Below are 16,078 nucleotides of genomic sequence, written 5' to 3'. Positions count from 1 at the left end.
CCTTGAATGGTTTTTCCACTAAATGTACCTATTCTGTTCCATTGTAACGAATGTTATGTCCCATTAAACAAGCGCTAACAAGAATTTTTTTATTCATCTCATTGATTCACATAAGAAAGAATAAAATTAACTCGGTCTTTAACGGGTAAACAAGGGATCTCGATTAATTCATAGTTATATTTTTTATATGTCGTCACCATCGCATGGTAGGTCATCACTGCTTCATCAAATGTTTGTTTTCTTTCCGTATCTTGCACATATATTTCTTGCCATGGCGGTGTGATAAATACGTTTTTATTATACTGAAACGTATTTATTGCTCGTTCTATATGCTTGGGAATTGGAATTGAACATAAATTCAAATAGCCCTCAATATCAGGCAGCCCCCGGTCAAAAAAACAGATTTCATTATGATAATCAGCCAAATGCCATGATCGCAATTCCCAGCAAAGCATCATTTCAGCAAATGCTTGTCTATCAAGCCATGGCAATGCGTTACCACCAATACAGACTTGATCTTGAATAATGGCTCTACCCGATTCCGGTAAACAAGAGTATTTTTTTGCTATTAAATTTTCAATAATTGCACTTTTACCTGCACCGGGGCCACCAGTAATAATAATCTTTAGTCCAGCATTAATCATATATTTCCTTCATCTTTACTATTTCCTATGACTAAAAAACACCATTTTTCTTCAAATGAACTGAGTTAACCATTCTTAATGTAAATAAGTCATCAACCATAATTCAATTCAGAATAGTTAGGTGATAAGTTAGCGGATAAACGTTATTTATATAGAGCGCAAAATTATTATGAAAACACTCTCTATCAGCCAAGTATCCGAACTTACGGGTCTTACCTCTGCAACTATTCGTTTCTATGAAATCAAAGGGTTGATTCAACCTATTGGCCGAAAAGGTTTAACTCGGCTATATGCCCCTGAAGTTCTCACTCATTATTCTTGCTAAACAAGCTCAGTTTTCACTGGATGAAATAGCAAACATGCTAAATCGTATGCCAGAAAAAGGAATTGAACGCCCTATTTTGCGGGAAAAAATAGATGAGATTGACCAAAAAATCCAAGAGTTGCAGAAACTTAAGCAAGGGTTACAACATATTGAACAATGTCCGTCGGAAAATCACTTGCAATGCCCTAAATTTCAGAAAATTTTATCTGTAAGCTTAAAACAAAATATCGCAAAACTGACCAAAAACATCGCTTGACTTAAAGTCAACTTGAAGTTTTATCATCCGGCATATTCGTTTTCTCCCTCTACTATTGTTGATTTTTATGAGCAATAAGGAATGATTATGCCTCGTTCAGTTTTTTGGCTTGCCGCCGCATTAGCCCTATTTACAACCGGTAATGCACTTGTATTGTCGGTTGCCGTTTTAGTCGGATCTCAGCTTTCTGCCGATCCTGCCTATTCGACAATCCCTCTTCTTGCTCAATATATTGGATTAATTCTGACTTCTGTTCCGATGGCGCATTTTATGATGCAGTTTGGCCGTCGTGCTGGGTTCATTCTTGGAAACGTTGGCGGATTAGCTGGCGCACTATTTGCCATAATCGGTATTTATAGCCAGAATTTATTACTTTTCTCTATTGGCACTTTCTTTACGGGTATTGCTATTGGTACGGCACAACAGTACCGATTTGCTGTATTAGAAGAAACGCCGGTTGCATTACGTTCAAAAGCCATTGGATTAACCATGAGTGGCGGTATTATTGCCGTATTGATTGGTCCAACACTTGCTGTTTCAACTCGAACCTTAATTGAAAACTATCCATTTATTGGAACCTTTGGTGCTCTGACGATTATCTATATTCTTGCATTTATTCTGTTACTCTTTTTGCCATTAAAACCGCATCAAATTCAAGCCAAAACCGCTAATTCATGGGTAAGTCGCTCTTATTTACGGCTCTATTCTCAGCCATTATTAATGCTAATTGCCATTGTCAGTGCTATCGGTTATGCCCTTGTCGTTTATATGGTGGGGACATTCCCATTAGCGATGAAAGCTCAAGGATTTGATTTTGCAGCCATCACTTTTGTCTTTCAATGTCACATATTAGGCATGTTCGCCCCTTCATTCTTTACTGGGCATCTGATTAGCCGTTTTGGGGTGAAAATATTCGTTTGGATGGGGGCAATATGTTTAGCTATAGCCAACATTATTGGTTTCACTGGCTCGAGCTACACACACTTTTTAATCACCATGACATTAGTCGGATTAGCGTGGAACTTTATTTTAATTAGCACCACACAGCTACTTCCAAGAACTTACCATGAACATGAAAGAGCCAAAATTCAAGGCGCTACAGATTTTCTCATTTTCAGTTTTGGTGCCTTAGGAAGCTTAAGTGCAGGCTTCGCTTTTTACTTTATGGGTTGGAATTCAGTTAATATTATGGGATTAGCGGTAGGAATTGGCATTATTATCGCGATGATATTACTGCGAGATAGCCTCAATAACCAAACCGCCAACTAACCACATGAATTACTGGCAGTATACGGCGTTTTATTACTGCCATTTCCTTTAGTACCCATCAAAAACGTTAACCTTGAAGCTGTACTCTAACCTCCCGCACAAGACTTCTATTTTACTATTACGGTGTAACAATCTTAATAATTTTGTTTTTTTTCCATCTGTTTATTATCACTCGTAATATTAGATTGCTGTTGCAATCTAGACTTTTTTAACACCTTTTTCTTATTTAATTACTCCTTGGGCTAAAGGAATATCTTATGATATCTGTCCCTACTGTCGATGAATTATGCAAACTAAATCAACCTTATAATTGTACGGCGGCAAGCGAATTATTATTCCATCACGCTATGCAGGAACTCGTTTTTTTCCATATAAAAAACACCCCCAAATATGCCCAATGGCTGATTAAACATCATATTTCCCCGGAAAACCCGCAAATCAATTCATGGGGAGACTTACCGCCAATCTTTGCCAACTATTTCAAACATAATCTTTTGGTTAGCCACACAGGCAATGATGCGTTAGAGCTAACATCGTCGGGTACTATGGGGCAAAAAAGCCGGATGCGTTTTGATGAACGTAGTATTAACGCCTTGCTGAACATGGTTGATCATATATTCCAATATTATGACTGGGTTACACCGAAAACACCGTGTAACTACCTATTACTCAGTTATGAGCCCGTCGATTCAATTACCCTAGGCACAACGTATACTGATCAATATTTATGCAAATATGCGCCAATTAAACAGGTTGTTTATGCCTTACGACATACGGGAAAAGGTCATCAATTTGACCCGCTAGGCGTGATCCAAGCATTACAGCGTTTTTCCCTTGATGATGCCCCTGTACGTATACTTGGTTTCCCTGCTTTTATCTGGTTTGTACTTGAAATGATGCAAGATATGCAATTGCCTCCGCTAACATTACCTCCCGACTCATTAACACTTTTTGGCGGCGGTTGGAAAACATATGCAGAACAAAAAATTCCTAAAACTACGCTCTACCAAAGACTGACCAAACAATTAGGGATCATCAACGAACGTTGCCGAGATGGTTATGGTGCCATTGAGCATGGTGTTCCCTATATCGAATGTATTCATCACCATTTTCACCTTCCTGTCTATGCTAAAGCGTGGGTGCGAGATACCTACTCTTTTGAAATAAAAGGGTATGGCAAAAGCGGTTTCTTACAATTGGTTTCCCCCTATATAACCTCCTGCCCAGCCCATAGCATTTTGATGAGCGATTTAGCGATCCTACATCGAGGTGCTGAATGTGGATGTGGTCTAGGAACTGACTGGTTTCAACTGCTTGGTCGTGCAACTCAACATAAAACACGGAGTTGCGCATTAGCCGCCTCAGAACTACACCAAGGAAAATAATATGTTCCTCATTTATGGAAAACATTACCCCGATTTCAATCCCAATCAGTCCTTGAGTTTACTCACTGAAATGCTGCCAAGCACATTGGGGCAACCTTTACCTCTCGAAGCCCTATTGACCTGTGCGGAACGTTTTATCACCCGATTAAAAGACCCTAATTTTTTACCTAAAATTGATGAGGTACTAAGAAACGAAATCAAACAATTTTGTCATCCCACCGCATTACGTTTTAAACTCGAACATGAATTAGGGCGTTCACCATTCTCTTTACGCCGTCCCCATTTATCTCAACCTCATTTTGAAAGTTGGCGACCGTTGGGAGTCGTATTGCATATCACACCCGCAAATGCCACATCTCTTCCTTTTTTAGCCATAATCGAAAGTTTGTTAGTGGGTAATATTAACTGGTTGCGTACAAGCTCCCGTCAACAAGGGATAACTTTCGAATTATTACACGCATTTCTGGCGTGTGACGAAACCCATGTATTGAAGAACTATGTCGCCATCTTACCTGTGGCAATAGAAAACCTTCCCCAATTAATAAAGCAGGTTGATGGCGTTTCTGCATGGGGGGCGGATAAAACACTAACAAGTATAAAAGAACAACTTTCGCCGAATTGCCGTTGGCTCCCTTGGGGTCATAAAATCAGTTTTTCTTGGTTAATCCCAAATGGCATTACTGACAAAAATTTGGATCAACTTGCGGATGAAGTTTGTCGATTTAATCAGCTATCATGTTCGAGCCCACAGAGTATCTTCGTCGATACTGAATCCTTACCAACACTCATCGACGTGGGAAATAATCTAGCACAGGCAATGCATCGACGTTGTCATTACTGGCCATTTCAACAACCAGACATCACATCCGCGGCGGATATTACCACTGCAAACGCCTTTAACGAATTAGACAACGTATTTGCAGATGCACAAAACCTCTGCTGGAGTGGGGATAATTGGCGTATTTGGTTAAAAAATACCATTGAATTTGAGCCATCACCACTATATAGAACGCTCTTATTACGCCCCTTGCCTCGCCATAAACTGATTGAAACCTTACGCCCATGGCGTACTTACTTGCAAACCTGTGCTCTGATTTCAACGACAAATGATACAGCGAATCTGAGTCAGCAATTGCTGGCTGCTGGGGTTAATCGCATCACCACACCTGGGTGCATTCATTCAGGTTATAACGGGGAGCCCCATGATGGAGTGTTTGCATTAAATCGACTCACTCGGCGAGTTAGTGTAACCCTCGATGATAATAGTTTATCCGGTTTAGCCACCCTTGACCTCCCACTCGATGAACCTAATTTACGTACAGAACAACCCATTATGGACAAATTATCATTCACTGAAAACACGATACAGCCTAGCGCTAAATTATTTTTCCGCAGTGGTGGCAGCACTGGCACTCCTAAGTTATCCGGCTTTACTTATCGTGACTATCACCTTCAAATGCAAGCTGCCGCAGATGGTATCTTCGCCGCAGGTCTTGACCCCGCCAATGATAACGTACTGAATTTACTCTACTCAGGAAATTTATACGGTGGTTTACTCAGTTTTTTCACCATCCTCGATAAAGCTAACGTGACCCATCTTCCAATGGGAGGTCCCCAAAATGATGACTATGGCGAAATTGCCGAAATGATCGTGAGTCAGCAAGTTAATACACTTATCGGCATGCCAAGCACGCTTTCTCAGCTATTTACGCAACAAGCAGTACCATTACGCCGCTATGGCGGCATTCGAAAAATATTGACCGGTGGTGAGCCAATAAGCCCTGCCCAACGTGATTTTTGGCATAGCTTCGGTATCCAAACTATTCGCTCTGCGCTCTATGGTTCCACCGATGCTGGTACATTAGGCCATGCCTGTAAGGCAAGCAAAGACGGTGTATTTCATTTAATGGCTGATATTCAGTGGTTAGAGATAGTCGAAATGACCAGTGATATTCCCGTTAAATCAGGAGAAGTCGGTCGTTTACTTTTTACTTCTCGCAACCGAGATGGACATCGGGTCACTCGCTACGACATTGGTGATCTTGGGCGTTGGGTGAAAGGCGCCTGCCCTTGTGGCGCACTCACGCCTCGCTTTGAACTTCTAGACCGTCATGACAACCTGATCCGCATAGGCAGTGCATTTATCCCAATACAGCAGCTAGCTCGACTGGCAGACGTTCCAATACAGTTCATCTTAAATCATAGCCCCCTTAGCCAATTAGACCGGATGCGTGTTTTCGCTGATGGTGACACAATAGAAGTACAAAATCGGCTTAAGAGTGACCCGGTGTTACTCATGATACTTGATGCAGCGTTACTTGAATTTGAAGTCATCCGTTGCCCATCAAACACATTTGAGTGCAATCCTCAAAGTGGTAAAACGCTATTAGTCATTGATAAACGATAAATGTTAAGCGTTCAGAAACATAGCACTCATGAATATAGTTTTCATAAATACAGGATTGGGGGTCGACAAATGAAAACATACATCAATGACGCCACTATCTTATCGCTTGAACAGCTAATTGAATTTGCTCGTCAGCACTCACCTTACTATGCGAAGCATTACCGGAAGATCCCCAAACATGGCTGGCAGCTTTGTGATTTACCCCTCATCAATTCTGCTGGATATTGGGCTGGGAACCATGACCTAGCCAGTTGGCCTGTCTTAACGGCTCCATTTACTCATGGTTTGGTATTTAAAACAGGCGGCACCACTGGAGCCTGTAAATTATCGCTTTATACCCATAACGAATGGTATGCCTTTGTGACCCGCTTTAGCCGTAGCCTGTCAAACCAATTACAATCTGGCGATCGGGTTGGAAATCTATTTTTCGCTGGGGATCTTTATTCAAGTTTCTTATTTATCCATCAAGCCCTATTCCATGCAGATATTCCCCTATGTGAATATCCATTTAGCGGCACAATCGATCCTCAAGGCTTATTTACTCAAATTCGCCAACATAAAATCAATGTTCTCGCGGGAGTTCCTGCAACGTTATTACAACTAGCAGCAAAAGCTACCCAACAACACCAACCCTTATTGGAGATTTCCCTGCTTCTATTTGGAGGAGAAAGCCTATTTGCCGAACAATCATTGTTACTTCAACGCGCATTTCCTTGTGCCCGTATTGCCTCTATCGGCTGTGCGGGGGTTGATTCGGGACTAATAGGTCAGAGTGACGCTCAATGTCAAATTGGAGAGCATCGAGTTTTTGAACCTGAAACTATCGTTGAAATTATTGATGAGGTCACTGGCGAACAAATTGAGGATGAAGGCCGCACCGGCATGCTAGTTATCACAAACTTAACCCGTCAGCTTATGCCGTTGATCCGCTATCCAACTGGCGATACTGCTGCTTGGTCTGAACCAAAGGGACAGCCAGCTCGTCGGTTCTTTTTACATGGACGAAGTAGCTTTGGGCATCGTATTCGTGTTGGCCACTCCACGATTTACCCTGATGAGATTGACGCTTTAATTAGCGAACTACTTGGCGAGCAACAGTGGCAAATGCTAGTAGAACATCATGGTTATTATGACCAATTAACACTACGTATTGCTTTTTTGGGCGATGATAATCACGCCAAAACTCTTGGTCATACAATCCAAAAAAAATATAGCCATGCCGTGAAGCAACTCGAAAGTGACCAACTACATTGGGTTATTGAATGGTGTCAACAGGATGAGCTTATTTGCAATATTCGAACAGGTAAATTACAGCGAATTATCGATAACCGAACATACGTTTAGAAGAAAAATAAATAATGAATATCCGAAATTTTTACGCAACAGATGCTAATGATATCAGCGCGCTTTTTCGTGATGTATACGCAGACCGCTACGTTTATCCCGAGCTTTATATCCCCGCGATGATCACTCGGCGCAATAAACAACGCATTTGGTGCAGTGCTGTGGCTATAAAAAATAACAAAATCATCGGTCATGCAGCCTTAAAACGAGACGCTAGCGTTACCACTAATGCAGAATTGGCGATGATTGTTACCCATCCTGCTGCCCGGCATCGTGGCGTGGCATTCCAGCTTGGTATGTACCTTTATGAAGAGGCTCGCCGGCAGCAATTAACAACACTGACCATTAAAATGGTATGCAGCCATTTAGGTTCACAGCTATTGGCAAAAAATTTAGGGTTTCATACCACCGCATTATTGCGGGATTATGTCGGCTCCCCCTTTGAATCAGGGTCATTTGAAAGTGTTGTTGTGGGCGTACAAACTTTGCAGCCAAAACCCGTACCAACACTCAGTTCGATGAGAACTCAGCCAAATACACTGGCATTACTGAGCGCGCCATTCGGTAATAAACCGCCATTTGCTATGCCAAACCTTCACATTTTTCCCATTGAGGTGTGTGATAGCGGGGAGCGCATAAACGTAACACTGCATCAAATAACAGGTGGGGTCATCAATGAACTCGCGCATCTACCCTATGAGCGGCGTATTTATATTCAGGTCCCTATCAATGCCATGCTAGCCAAATATCTGCCCTTTTTTTACCAAGTCGGTTATCGAGATGCAGGTTTAATTCTCGATAGTCATGGCGAATGGGTCTGGTTATTTCAGCGTGGTTTTAACCCCCAACATCTCCAGTTATGCTGTCCAATTGCACAAAAGTTACAAGAGGCGGCAATGTGCTGAAATGTTGAAATTGCAAAAATCTTGAATATTTTAACGTAAGCGGCATTGACGGTAAAATGTCCAAATCCCATAAGTAACTAAACCACCAAAGAAAAATGGCACCATCATGGTAAGTTCTAAATAAACGAAGCGGTTAAAGTGAAAATTGGGTAATTTCGGTGTGAGATAATAGGCAATAGGTAGCGCGAATAGCGCGGAAACAACACCTATCCCCATTATTTTTTTGAGTTTTTGGTTATCAATGTGCTGCTGTATTTTTGGCTGTTTTCGATGATATCGCCAATATTGATAACTTAAATAGAGCAAACCTAATAATGATCCGGAATGCTGCAAAATTTTATAAATAGCAATTTCTTGTTTATCCGTCATGGTGAGGTTGAACTGTAAAAATGACCATGACCGCACCATCGTGCCTGTATCATGCGTAAAAGAATCCCAAACAATGTGCGTTAATGCGCCAATAAAGAAAGATATAGCGAGAATACAAATATTTCGGATAGACCAACCCTGCGTTTTTTTAATCGCAAAAGGTATAACGGTTGATAATGGCGAAGCCAGCTTCAGAATAATGACATAAATAATAAAGCAAAGAGGTAATCCAATAGATAGCCATCCCACAATACGATGGGCTTCTGATGCTAATCGATACAATCCAAACGAATATAATAAGTCTGGGCTCAAACTCCCAAGGATCATCGCAGACAAACTTAGCCATTTTCCCAAGAAAGAATGCTTAATAGGAAACACAACCGCAGGATGAGAAAACGTCCATGGCATCAATTATTATCCTTCTATGATCATTTGGTATGCATCACATTCTAAATGTTGCCGTTCCAGTTCACTATACGATTATCCTGAAACCTCCGCCTTCCATTCGCACTTCCCAAATAGCGATTTTACGAAATAATTTGCGAGTAATTATATTTAGTTCAGTGCAATCCACTCATTGAATGATTCTCATTTAATTATATATTGCCTGAATTGATACCTTACGTTGATAATATACGCGGTTTATTTCCCATCCATGAACAAAATCAACTGTTTTACACGTGATTTAAAGGATTTTTATATGAAATACAATAAATTAGCAATACTTATCACAACTCTGGCATTCGCAGGCGCAGCTAACGCGGCAGAAGTTTATAACAAAGATGGCAACAAATTTGATGTCTATGGACAAATTGATGTTCGCCACTATATTGCCGATTCAAAAAGTGGTGAAGATGGTGATGATTCACGCGTTCGTTTAGGATTCCGTGGTGATACGCAAATCAACGATCAACTCACAGGTTATGGTCGTTTTGAATGGGAAACTCCAACCAATAAATCTGAAAGTGATCATGAAAACCAAAACCGTTTAGCTTATGCCGGTTTAAAATTCGCTGATTTTGGTTCTTTGGATTACGGTCGTAATTATGGTGTGAACTACGATATCAATGCATGGACTGATGTTCTCCCACTTTGGGGCGCGGACACCATGGATCAAGAAGATAATTTCATGATGGGACGTAACCGTAACTTATTAACTTATCGCAATAATAATATGTTCGGCTATGTTGATGGCTTAAGCTTCGCCCTGCAATACCAAGGCAAGAATGGCGATCAAAATAAATCCTCTGGTGAAGATGCACTAAAAAATAACGGTGATGGTTATGGTTTATCCACCGCTTATGAATTAGGTTACGGCGTCACCTTAGGGGGCAGCTATGCAAACTCAAGTCGTACACCAAGCCAGCGTGACGGCGCTATTGGAGCAAAAGGTGAACGCGCGCAAGTGTGGAACGTCGGGGGTAAATTTGAGTGGGAAGACCTTTACATCGCAGCGATGTATGGCCAAGCACTGAATGCAACTCGCTATGGCGAAGATGATGCTGAAGCTGTTGCCAATAAAACAGAAAACTTAGAAGTTGTTGCGACTTATACCTTAGATTTCGGCTTAACCCCTTCAATTGGCTACAACCAATCTAAAGGGAAAGATCTCGGCGAATATGGCAGCAAAGATTTAGTTAAATATGTAGCTGTTGGCGCAGCTTATGAGTTCAACAACAACATGTCCGCTGTCGTTGATTACAAAATTAACTTATTGAATAAAAATGAGTTTACTCGTGATCACAACATCAATACGGATAATGTCTTAGGTCTGGGCTTAGTGTACCAGTTCTAATCTAGATCTCGAAAGTGGCGCTATCTTTCAGTATTAAAGATAGCGCCATTTCTTTGATTTTACTCTTATTTTTACTGATTTTGCTTCAGGTAGTCATCGTCGTCAAGCGCCCAAAGCGGTTCTATATCGCTATCCTTCTTAATGACTAAAGAAGGGTCAGAACGTAAACATGCACCACCATAATGCCCACCTACCGTAAATGTACAGACCTGAATATAACGTTCTGCCACTTTCGGTAAACACCATAATTGCTGATAAACATTCTCTTGATGGGCAAATTGTCCACAAGTTTCATCCAGAATATCGTCTTGATGATCAACTAGCCCAATATTATTACCACAGCGCCCCGCGATAGGCTTCACTGCATACCCCGTTTGGCGTAGCTCATCGTTAATCTCAAAATCAGTATCCAATAAATATGGATGATGCGGGAACAGTGACCATAGAATCGGCAGAATTGATTTATTCCCAGGGATCACTGTCCATAACGGTTCAAAAACACGAATTTCTGGACGCAACAGCACATCAATCAGCCGGACATCATTATGATGTGGATGACCGGTTCGGATAGGTAAACCAGAAAGGTCACTTTCACTCTCTTGGCGTAACTGCTCCAGAGCAGTTTCCCATGCCCATGTTTTCCATACACATTGAAGCACCTGCCCTTCACCATCCACCACTTGACCCGTTTCATTCCAGACTAACTCATCCAAACCATGGATAATTTTACATTCAAATCCCGCCGCTTTAATGGATTGAGCCATAAACAGAGCGTGATAATCCTCCTCACTATCTCTATCTTGCATAATGTGAATAAACGGTTTTGCAGTGGTGTGTTTCCATGTATCCGTAAGTAACTCTTGCAGTCTTTCACCAGGATTCCAGCCCGCGTTGATGCCGCCTACTTTTGACCATTTATCAATAATTAACCCTGTTTCAGTATGGCAAGAAGCTGAATCCGCATTGTATTCATAAACTTTCAATCCACGATGGTCCATACAAAAATCAAGGCGACCCGTCACCATATCATGACGGCGGTTTTGCCATGATAAACGTAAACGCGGCCAGAGAATTTCGGGGATATTGAAAAGTTTCAGTAAGTTGTCATCTTTGAGGACTTTTTCAGTCGCATGCAAATACATCAAATGAACTTCATTTGTTGCCTGCATTAGCTGATTTTCGGCAGTACTGGAAATCGTGAAATATTCGTGGGGGTTGGCACTCAATTTATGCCCATGGTTAGCCTTCACATAGGCTAATTCAATCGGGTTAGATTCATCTAACCAGCGTTGATTGAAGTTAACTTGGCTATCTAACTGAGCCGCGTGCAGTTCCATCAATTGCGGATTAATTTCAGGTTCTTTATAGGCATACTGGTTATTATCCGTTTGTATCATCCAACCGAGGATCGTGGTATCGGTGAATGTATCAGACAACGTATAACTTCCATTATCAGTGTTTAGCGGTAGCTCTCGAGTCCACTGCTGACCCGCAGGGAGTTTATGGTGTAGAACATTTTGCTCAACAACTCGAACTTTGTTATCAAAAACTTGGGTAATAATCGCAACATGCCCAGTATGCTCAAATTCCCCCCCCTCCGCCCAAATCAGTAAGCTTCCTGCGGTGGGTTTCATTTGGCTGCCATTTTGATACGCGCGCAATGGCAAAATGCCGTCATCCACTACATGGCGCAAAAAACGTAATGCGAAAATTTCATACGCCATGCTGACATCGGTAAACACCACGCCATAATTGAGATAAAGAAAACGACGAGCAAATTCAACGCATTGCCATTTATATCCCATGTATTCATTATTGATATAACTGCGAAAAGAGATATCATCCCGTTCACCTAAATCGGGAATGGAACTGTAATTGGAAGAGTAAATTGCAACACCACCGGGGGCGTAGCCAAGTAAAGTGCCAAACGGTTCATGTTCTTCTGTCATGATCAGACTCCTATTACAGCTCACTGATATTATTTAAATTGCAATTATATGAATGCTAATAATCAGTATACGCTTGTAATAGTCAAAACACTGCGTTTTTTCATGGCATAAAAAAAGCACCTATTAATAGGTGCTTTTTGGTGTTGATCTTGAATTTAATGAGAAAATTTTGTTAGCGATAACCGCGAGTATGGTTGTTAGATGACCAGTTGTAGGTCGCATTGCTCCCTGTTACGCGCTCTTTTTTCTTTTGGGTTCTTAAGGCTTTGGCTTCTTTTTCAACTTCAGCCGAGATTTCGGTAATGATCAATTTTTTGACTTTGCTTTCTTCTGAATTGGTCAACTCGCGCCCTAAACTTTTACGTTCTTGAGCCAGCCGTTGCCTCACCCGCATTCTTTGCGTTTCAGTCATCTCTTGCAGTGTTAGGGTTTTCATGTCATTACTCCTTCGAAAGTTGAAAGACGACTTCCAATATAGCACTCCGTTCTCTTTTCGTCCCAGATAAGGTGCCATCATCCCTATTTAGGAGTATAGTAGCCCTTATCGAAATCCGAATTGATATGAATCATTTTATTTATTATGGAATTAGCGCTCTCCACACCTGAAATTCGCCAGATCCTCGCTTCTGACACCCCAATCATTGATGTTCGTGCCCCCGTTGAATTTCAACAAGGCGCTATGCCATCGGCACTCAATTTACCCTTAATGAATGACGATGAACGTACCACCGTCGGGATCTGTTATAAACAAAAAGGCTCCGACAAAGCGGTCGAGTTAGGGCATCAATTAGTCTCGGGTGAATTACGTGAAAATCGAATTAATGCGTGGAAAACTGCGTGTCAACAAAACCCAGAAGGCTATCTTTGCTGCGCTCGCGGCGGAATGCGCTCCCATATTGCTCAACAATGGTTAAAAGAAGCGGGCATTGAATATCCGCTTATTAATGGGGGTTATAAAAATTTACGCCAAACTGCCATCGATGCAATTAACGAACTCGCTCAACGCCCAGTAATATTGATTGGCGGTTGCACTGGAAATGGCAAAACACTATTAGTTCAAAGCCTTGAAGATAGTATTGATCTAGAAGGTATTGCCCACCATCGAGGCTCTTCCTTTGGGCGTACTTTAGAAGCCCAATTTTCACAGGCGACGTTTGAAAACCATTTAGCGGTTTCTATGTTAAAAAAAGCTCCTAATCACAACCGGTGGGTGCTTGAAGATGAAGGTCGAGCCATTGGCGTGAACAGCCTTCCAGATTCACTACGCCAAGCAATGGAAACAGCAACAATTGCGGTGGTTGAAGACCCCATTGAGCGCCGTATGGAAAGGTTAAAAGAGGAATATTTTGACCGAATGACCCACGATTTTCTTGCCGCATTTGGTGAAGAACAAGGTTGGAATGCCTACAGCGAATATCTACATCATGGTCTACATGCTATTCGTAAACGTTTAGGTTCCCAGCGAGCGATTGAACTAACTAAACTCCTTGATGATGCGCTGATTGCTCAACGTAAAACGGAAAAAACAGACGTTCATTTCTCATGGCTTACACCACTTCTTCATGAATATTATGATCCGATGTACCGCTATCAGTTAAGCAAGAAACAGGATCGAATTGTTTTCAAAGGAACATTTGAGGAAGTCACTGAGTGGGTAAAATCCACCGCTCAATAATGTTACACGTATCCTTCAATATTAAAATAAGGTGACGCTGTCACCTTATTGACCATTTCCAAGCCTGTTTAACGTACCTCCTGTTTAGCGTAACAGTGCACCCACTAAAAATAGTGCCCCCAATATCAAGCTGCACCCGGAACTGACATACCAAAATAGGTCGCTATTGCCTTTAAAGCGGCTTTTGATCAGTGGAAATATCGCCGCTCTAATTAAAAATACAGCAGCAATGGCAATTAGAATGGATTGAGTAAAGGGTAAAGAAAAAGAACCTTGAGCTGCACTGAATGCGTACAATCCCCAAATGGTTAATACCGTGCCGACAAAAATCGCCGTAAATGGTGGATACCAATGCCCTTCTTGAGCCTGTTTAACGATCCGTTCCCCTGCTCCGAGCCACTTAAATCCAGCTGCACCCCAAACCAGACACGCAAAATGCAATAGTGCAACAATCCATGTCAGCACAGCCGCCAAATACAATGCAGTTATTCCCATTTATGGTCCTTTCAGTGAGGCTTATTTTTTAAAGGCAATCTCAGTAATACCTTGGTAAATTAATTTAGAAGCTAACCCGCCTAAAATCAATCCGACCACTTTGCCTATCACTTTATGGATACGGGAATATGTTCGTCTTACAGAAGATAATGAAAATGTCTGGCATAATATAATACGCCAAATTAGAGAAGCCACCACAATTCCTAGCCAAATCACAAGCTTAGTCCACAGCGGTGTTGAGGGTGAAATCGTAGTAGAGAAAATACTCATGAAAAATAGAACAGTTTGTGGGTTAGATAAGTCAGCAATTAACCCTCGACGAAAATAAACGCCTGTTGGAAAATTTTCTGTATTTTTTTCGGTGGCAAGAGACAGTTGCGTTTTATTTCGAAAGACACTGATCGCGTAATAAAATAAATATAATCCACCCAAAATCTTAATCAGGGAAAATAACGACTCAAACTGTGTCATTAATGCCACCAGCCCAAATAGCCCTAACCCTGAATAAATCGCATCCCCCAGTACAACCCCATAACCACAAATTAATCCGGCTTTTTTTCCTGAACTTAACGTTGTCTGAACCACCGTAAATAAGTTGGCACCAGGGTTAAAAAAGGTCAAAACAAACAAAAACAAGGTAATCAGAATGCTGTGTAGTGGATCCATCATGGTGTCTCACATTAGCGGAGGATTTTTTTATTATAGACAGGGATAACCCATCGAGGTGCAACCTACGTCAGGTTATTGAAAATCCACCGTATGCGAATGAACTAAAAACACTATCCCAACGATTTTCGACGTTGCAGCAGCCACTTATCTAACTCATTTGCAAATTGTTGGCGATCACGTTGGTTTAAGCTAGCAGGCCCCCCAGTTTGCACGCCGCTAGCTCGCATCGTGTCCATAAAGTCTCTAATTGTCAGTCTTTCACGAATGGTGGCTTCACTGTAACGTTCACCTCGAGGGTTCAACGCCACCGCGCCCTTTTCCATGACTTCCGCTGCCAACGGAATATCAGCAGTAATCACTAAATCGCCGGCTTGTGCGCGTAAAACAATCTCATTATCTGCAACATCAAACCCAGCGGGAACTTGCAGAGTTTTTAAAAACATCGAAGGCGGAACCGATAAACGCTGGTTCGCCACAAATGTAATTTGCACTTTTTCTCTATCAGCCGCGCGATATAACACTTCTTTAATCACTTTAGGGCATGCATCCGCATCCACCCAAATCACCATCATTGACATATAACCTATCTAT

The 16,078-nt window shown here is 41.6% G+C and carries 16 protein-coding genes; 9 read left to right on the top strand and 7 right to left on the bottom strand.

Annotation, left to right across the window (positions count from 1 at the left end; all coding sequences use genetic code 11):
• Positions 1-98: 98 nt before the first annotated feature.
• Entirely contained in the window at positions 99-644 is a 546-nt protein-coding gene (locus tag GKR61_RS04350; protein ID WP_154599245.1) for an AAA family ATPase, read from the bottom strand.
• A 169-nt stretch (positions 645-813) separates the two neighbouring features.
• On the opposite strand from GKR61_RS04350, the gene GKR61_RS17665 reads away from it, so the two are divergent.
• The 7 genes from GKR61_RS17665 (at position 814) to GKR61_RS04320 (ending at position 8,535) form a co-directional block, all read left to right on the top strand.
• Positions 814-969 (top strand): MerR family DNA-binding transcriptional regulator, encoded by a 156-nt coding sequence (locus GKR61_RS17665; RefSeq protein WP_230083120.1) that lies wholly within the window; start codon positions 814-816, stop codon positions 967-969.
• Complete coding sequence (locus tag GKR61_RS04345; RefSeq protein WP_230083119.1) at positions 935-1,225, top strand: MerR family DNA-binding protein; 291 nt, start codon at positions 935-937, stop codon at positions 1,223-1,225. Before GKR61_RS17665 ends, GKR61_RS04345 begins: the two co-directional genes overlap by 35 nt.
• 87 nt (positions 1,226-1,312) lie before the next feature.
• A complete protein-coding gene (locus GKR61_RS04340) occupies positions 1,313-2,494 on the top strand; it encodes an MFS transporter (RefSeq protein ID WP_154599246.1) in 1,182 nt (393 codons plus the stop codon).
• 257 nt (positions 2,495-2,751) lie between these two features.
• Positions 2,752-3,879: a LuxE/PaaK family acyltransferase gene (locus tag GKR61_RS04335; protein ID WP_154599247.1), complete on the top strand. Its 1,128-nt coding sequence runs from the start codon at positions 2,752-2,754 to the stop codon at positions 3,877-3,879.
• Between the two features lies 1 nt (position 3,880).
• On the top strand, positions 3,881-6,286 hold the full coding sequence (locus GKR61_RS04330; RefSeq protein ID WP_154639574.1) for an acyl-CoA reductase: 2,406 nt from the start codon (positions 3,881-3,883) through the stop codon (positions 6,284-6,286).
• A gap of 69 nt (positions 6,287-6,355) precedes the next feature.
• The gene (locus GKR61_RS04325) at positions 6,356-7,630 is read left to right on the top strand and encodes a phenylacetate--CoA ligase family protein (protein WP_036947961.1); all 1,275 of its coding nucleotides are present in this window, start codon (positions 6,356-6,358) and stop codon (positions 7,628-7,630) included.
• 14 nt (positions 7,631-7,644) lie between these two features.
• The gene (locus GKR61_RS04320; RefSeq protein ID WP_080675592.1) at positions 7,645-8,535 is read left to right on the top strand and encodes a GNAT family N-acetyltransferase; all 891 of its coding nucleotides are present in this window, start codon (positions 7,645-7,647) and stop codon (positions 8,533-8,535) included.
• A 30-nt stretch (positions 8,536-8,565) separates the two neighbouring features.
• On the opposite strand, the gene GKR61_RS04315 is transcribed toward GKR61_RS04320, so the two are convergent.
• Positions 8,566-9,312 (bottom strand): DUF4184 family protein, encoded by a 747-nt coding sequence (locus tag GKR61_RS04315; protein ID WP_154599251.1) that lies wholly within the window; start codon positions 9,310-9,312, stop codon positions 8,566-8,568.
• 292 nt (positions 9,313-9,604) lie between these two features.
• Here GKR61_RS04315 and GKR61_RS04310 point away from each other — a divergent pair, with 292 nt between their 5' ends.
• Positions 9,605-10,699 carry a porin gene (locus GKR61_RS04310; protein WP_036947969.1) on the top strand — a complete coding sequence of 365 codons (1,095 nt, stop codon included), beginning with the start codon at positions 9,605-9,607 and terminating at the stop codon, positions 10,697-10,699.
• A gap of 71 nt (positions 10,700-10,770) precedes the next feature.
• Here GKR61_RS04310 and gss read toward each other — a convergent pair whose 3' ends face one another.
• Entirely contained in the window at positions 10,771-12,648 is a 1,878-nt protein-coding gene (gene gss, locus GKR61_RS04305; protein WP_154639573.1) for a bifunctional glutathionylspermidine amidase/synthase, read from the bottom strand.
• Between the two features lie 172 nt (positions 12,649-12,820).
• Positions 12,821-13,084, bottom strand: a complete 264-nt coding sequence (locus GKR61_RS04300; RefSeq protein ID WP_132495964.1) for a DUF3811 domain-containing protein — start codon at positions 13,082-13,084, stop codon at positions 12,821-12,823.
• Positions 13,085-13,228: 144 nt separating this feature from the next.
• Between GKR61_RS04300 and mnmH the strand changes: the two genes are divergently transcribed.
• Positions 13,229-14,323 (top strand): tRNA 2-selenouridine(34) synthase MnmH, encoded by a 1,095-nt coding sequence (gene mnmH, locus GKR61_RS04295; protein WP_154599254.1) that lies wholly within the window; start codon positions 13,229-13,231, stop codon positions 14,321-14,323.
• Positions 14,324-14,407: 84 nt separating this feature from the next.
• Here the strand turns inward: mnmH and GKR61_RS04290 are convergent, their stop codons facing one another.
• From GKR61_RS04290 to GKR61_RS04280, 3 genes are all read right to left on the bottom strand, one after another.
• Complete coding sequence (locus tag GKR61_RS04290; protein WP_036947981.1) at positions 14,408-14,818, bottom strand: hypothetical protein; 411 nt, start codon at positions 14,816-14,818, stop codon at positions 14,408-14,410.
• A 21-nt stretch (positions 14,819-14,839) separates the two neighbouring features.
• Entirely contained in the window at positions 14,840-15,487 is a 648-nt protein-coding gene (locus tag GKR61_RS04285) for a homoserine/threonine efflux transporter (protein ID WP_108478125.1), read from the bottom strand.
• A gap of 110 nt (positions 15,488-15,597) precedes the next feature.
• Positions 15,598-16,056: a YaiI/YqxD family protein gene (locus tag GKR61_RS04280; protein ID WP_036948314.1), complete on the bottom strand. Its 459-nt coding sequence runs from the start codon at positions 16,054-16,056 to the stop codon at positions 15,598-15,600.
• Positions 16,057-16,078: the final 22 nt, after the last annotated feature.

It is taken from the genome of Providencia sp. wls1916 (genome assembly GCF_009706585.1).
Taxonomy (GTDB): domain Bacteria; phylum Pseudomonadota; class Gammaproteobacteria; order Enterobacterales; family Enterobacteriaceae; genus Providencia; species Providencia lanzhouensis.
The sequence above is the reverse complement of the archived record's forward strand: the minus strand, read 5'-3'. Positions and strand labels throughout refer to the sequence as shown.

Bases quoted from the DNA above. Each gene is read 5' to 3' on its own strand.
- GKR61_RS04350 (WP_154599245.1), bottom strand. From the start codon at position 644: ATGATTAATGCTGGACTAAAGATTATTATTACTGGTGGCCCCGGTGCA.
- GKR61_RS17665 (WP_230083120.1), top strand. From the start codon at position 814: ATGAAAACACTCTCTATCAGCCAAGTATCCGAACTTACGGGTCTTACC.
- GKR61_RS04345 (WP_230083119.1), top strand. From the start codon at position 935: ATGCCCCTGAAGTTCTCACTCATTATTCTTGCTAAACAAGCTCAGTTT.
- GKR61_RS04340 (WP_154599246.1), top strand. From the start codon at position 1,313: ATGCCTCGTTCAGTTTTTTGGCTTGCCGCCGCATTAGCCCTATTTACA.
- GKR61_RS04335 (WP_154599247.1), top strand. From the start codon at position 2,752: ATGATATCTGTCCCTACTGTCGATGAATTATGCAAACTAAATCAACCT.
- GKR61_RS04330 (WP_154639574.1), top strand. From the start codon at position 3,881: ATGTTCCTCATTTATGGAAAACATTACCCCGATTTCAATCCCAATCAG.
- GKR61_RS04325 (WP_036947961.1), top strand. From the start codon at position 6,356: ATGAAAACATACATCAATGACGCCACTATCTTATCGCTTGAACAGCTA.
- GKR61_RS04320 (WP_080675592.1), top strand. From the start codon at position 7,645: ATGAATATCCGAAATTTTTACGCAACAGATGCTAATGATATCAGCGCG.
- GKR61_RS04315 (WP_154599251.1), bottom strand. From the start codon at position 9,312: ATGCCATGGACGTTTTCTCATCCTGCGGTTGTGTTTCCTATTAAGCAT.
- GKR61_RS04310 (WP_036947969.1), top strand. From the start codon at position 9,605: ATGAAATACAATAAATTAGCAATACTTATCACAACTCTGGCATTCGCA.
- gss (WP_154639573.1), bottom strand. From the start codon at position 12,648: ATGACAGAAGAACATGAACCGTTTGGCACTTTACTTGGCTACGCCCCC.
- GKR61_RS04300 (WP_132495964.1), bottom strand. From the start codon at position 13,084: ATGAAAACCCTAACACTGCAAGAGATGACTGAAACGCAAAGAATGCGG.
- mnmH (WP_154599254.1), top strand. From the start codon at position 13,229: ATGGAATTAGCGCTCTCCACACCTGAAATTCGCCAGATCCTCGCTTCT.
- GKR61_RS04290 (WP_036947981.1), bottom strand. From the start codon at position 14,818: ATGGGAATAACTGCATTGTATTTGGCGGCTGTGCTGACATGGATTGTT.
- GKR61_RS04285 (WP_108478125.1), bottom strand. From the start codon at position 15,487: ATGATGGATCCACTACACAGCATTCTGATTACCTTGTTTTTGTTTGTT.
- GKR61_RS04280 (WP_036948314.1), bottom strand. From the start codon at position 16,056: ATGGTGATTTGGGTGGATGCGGATGCATGCCCTAAAGTGATTAAAGAA.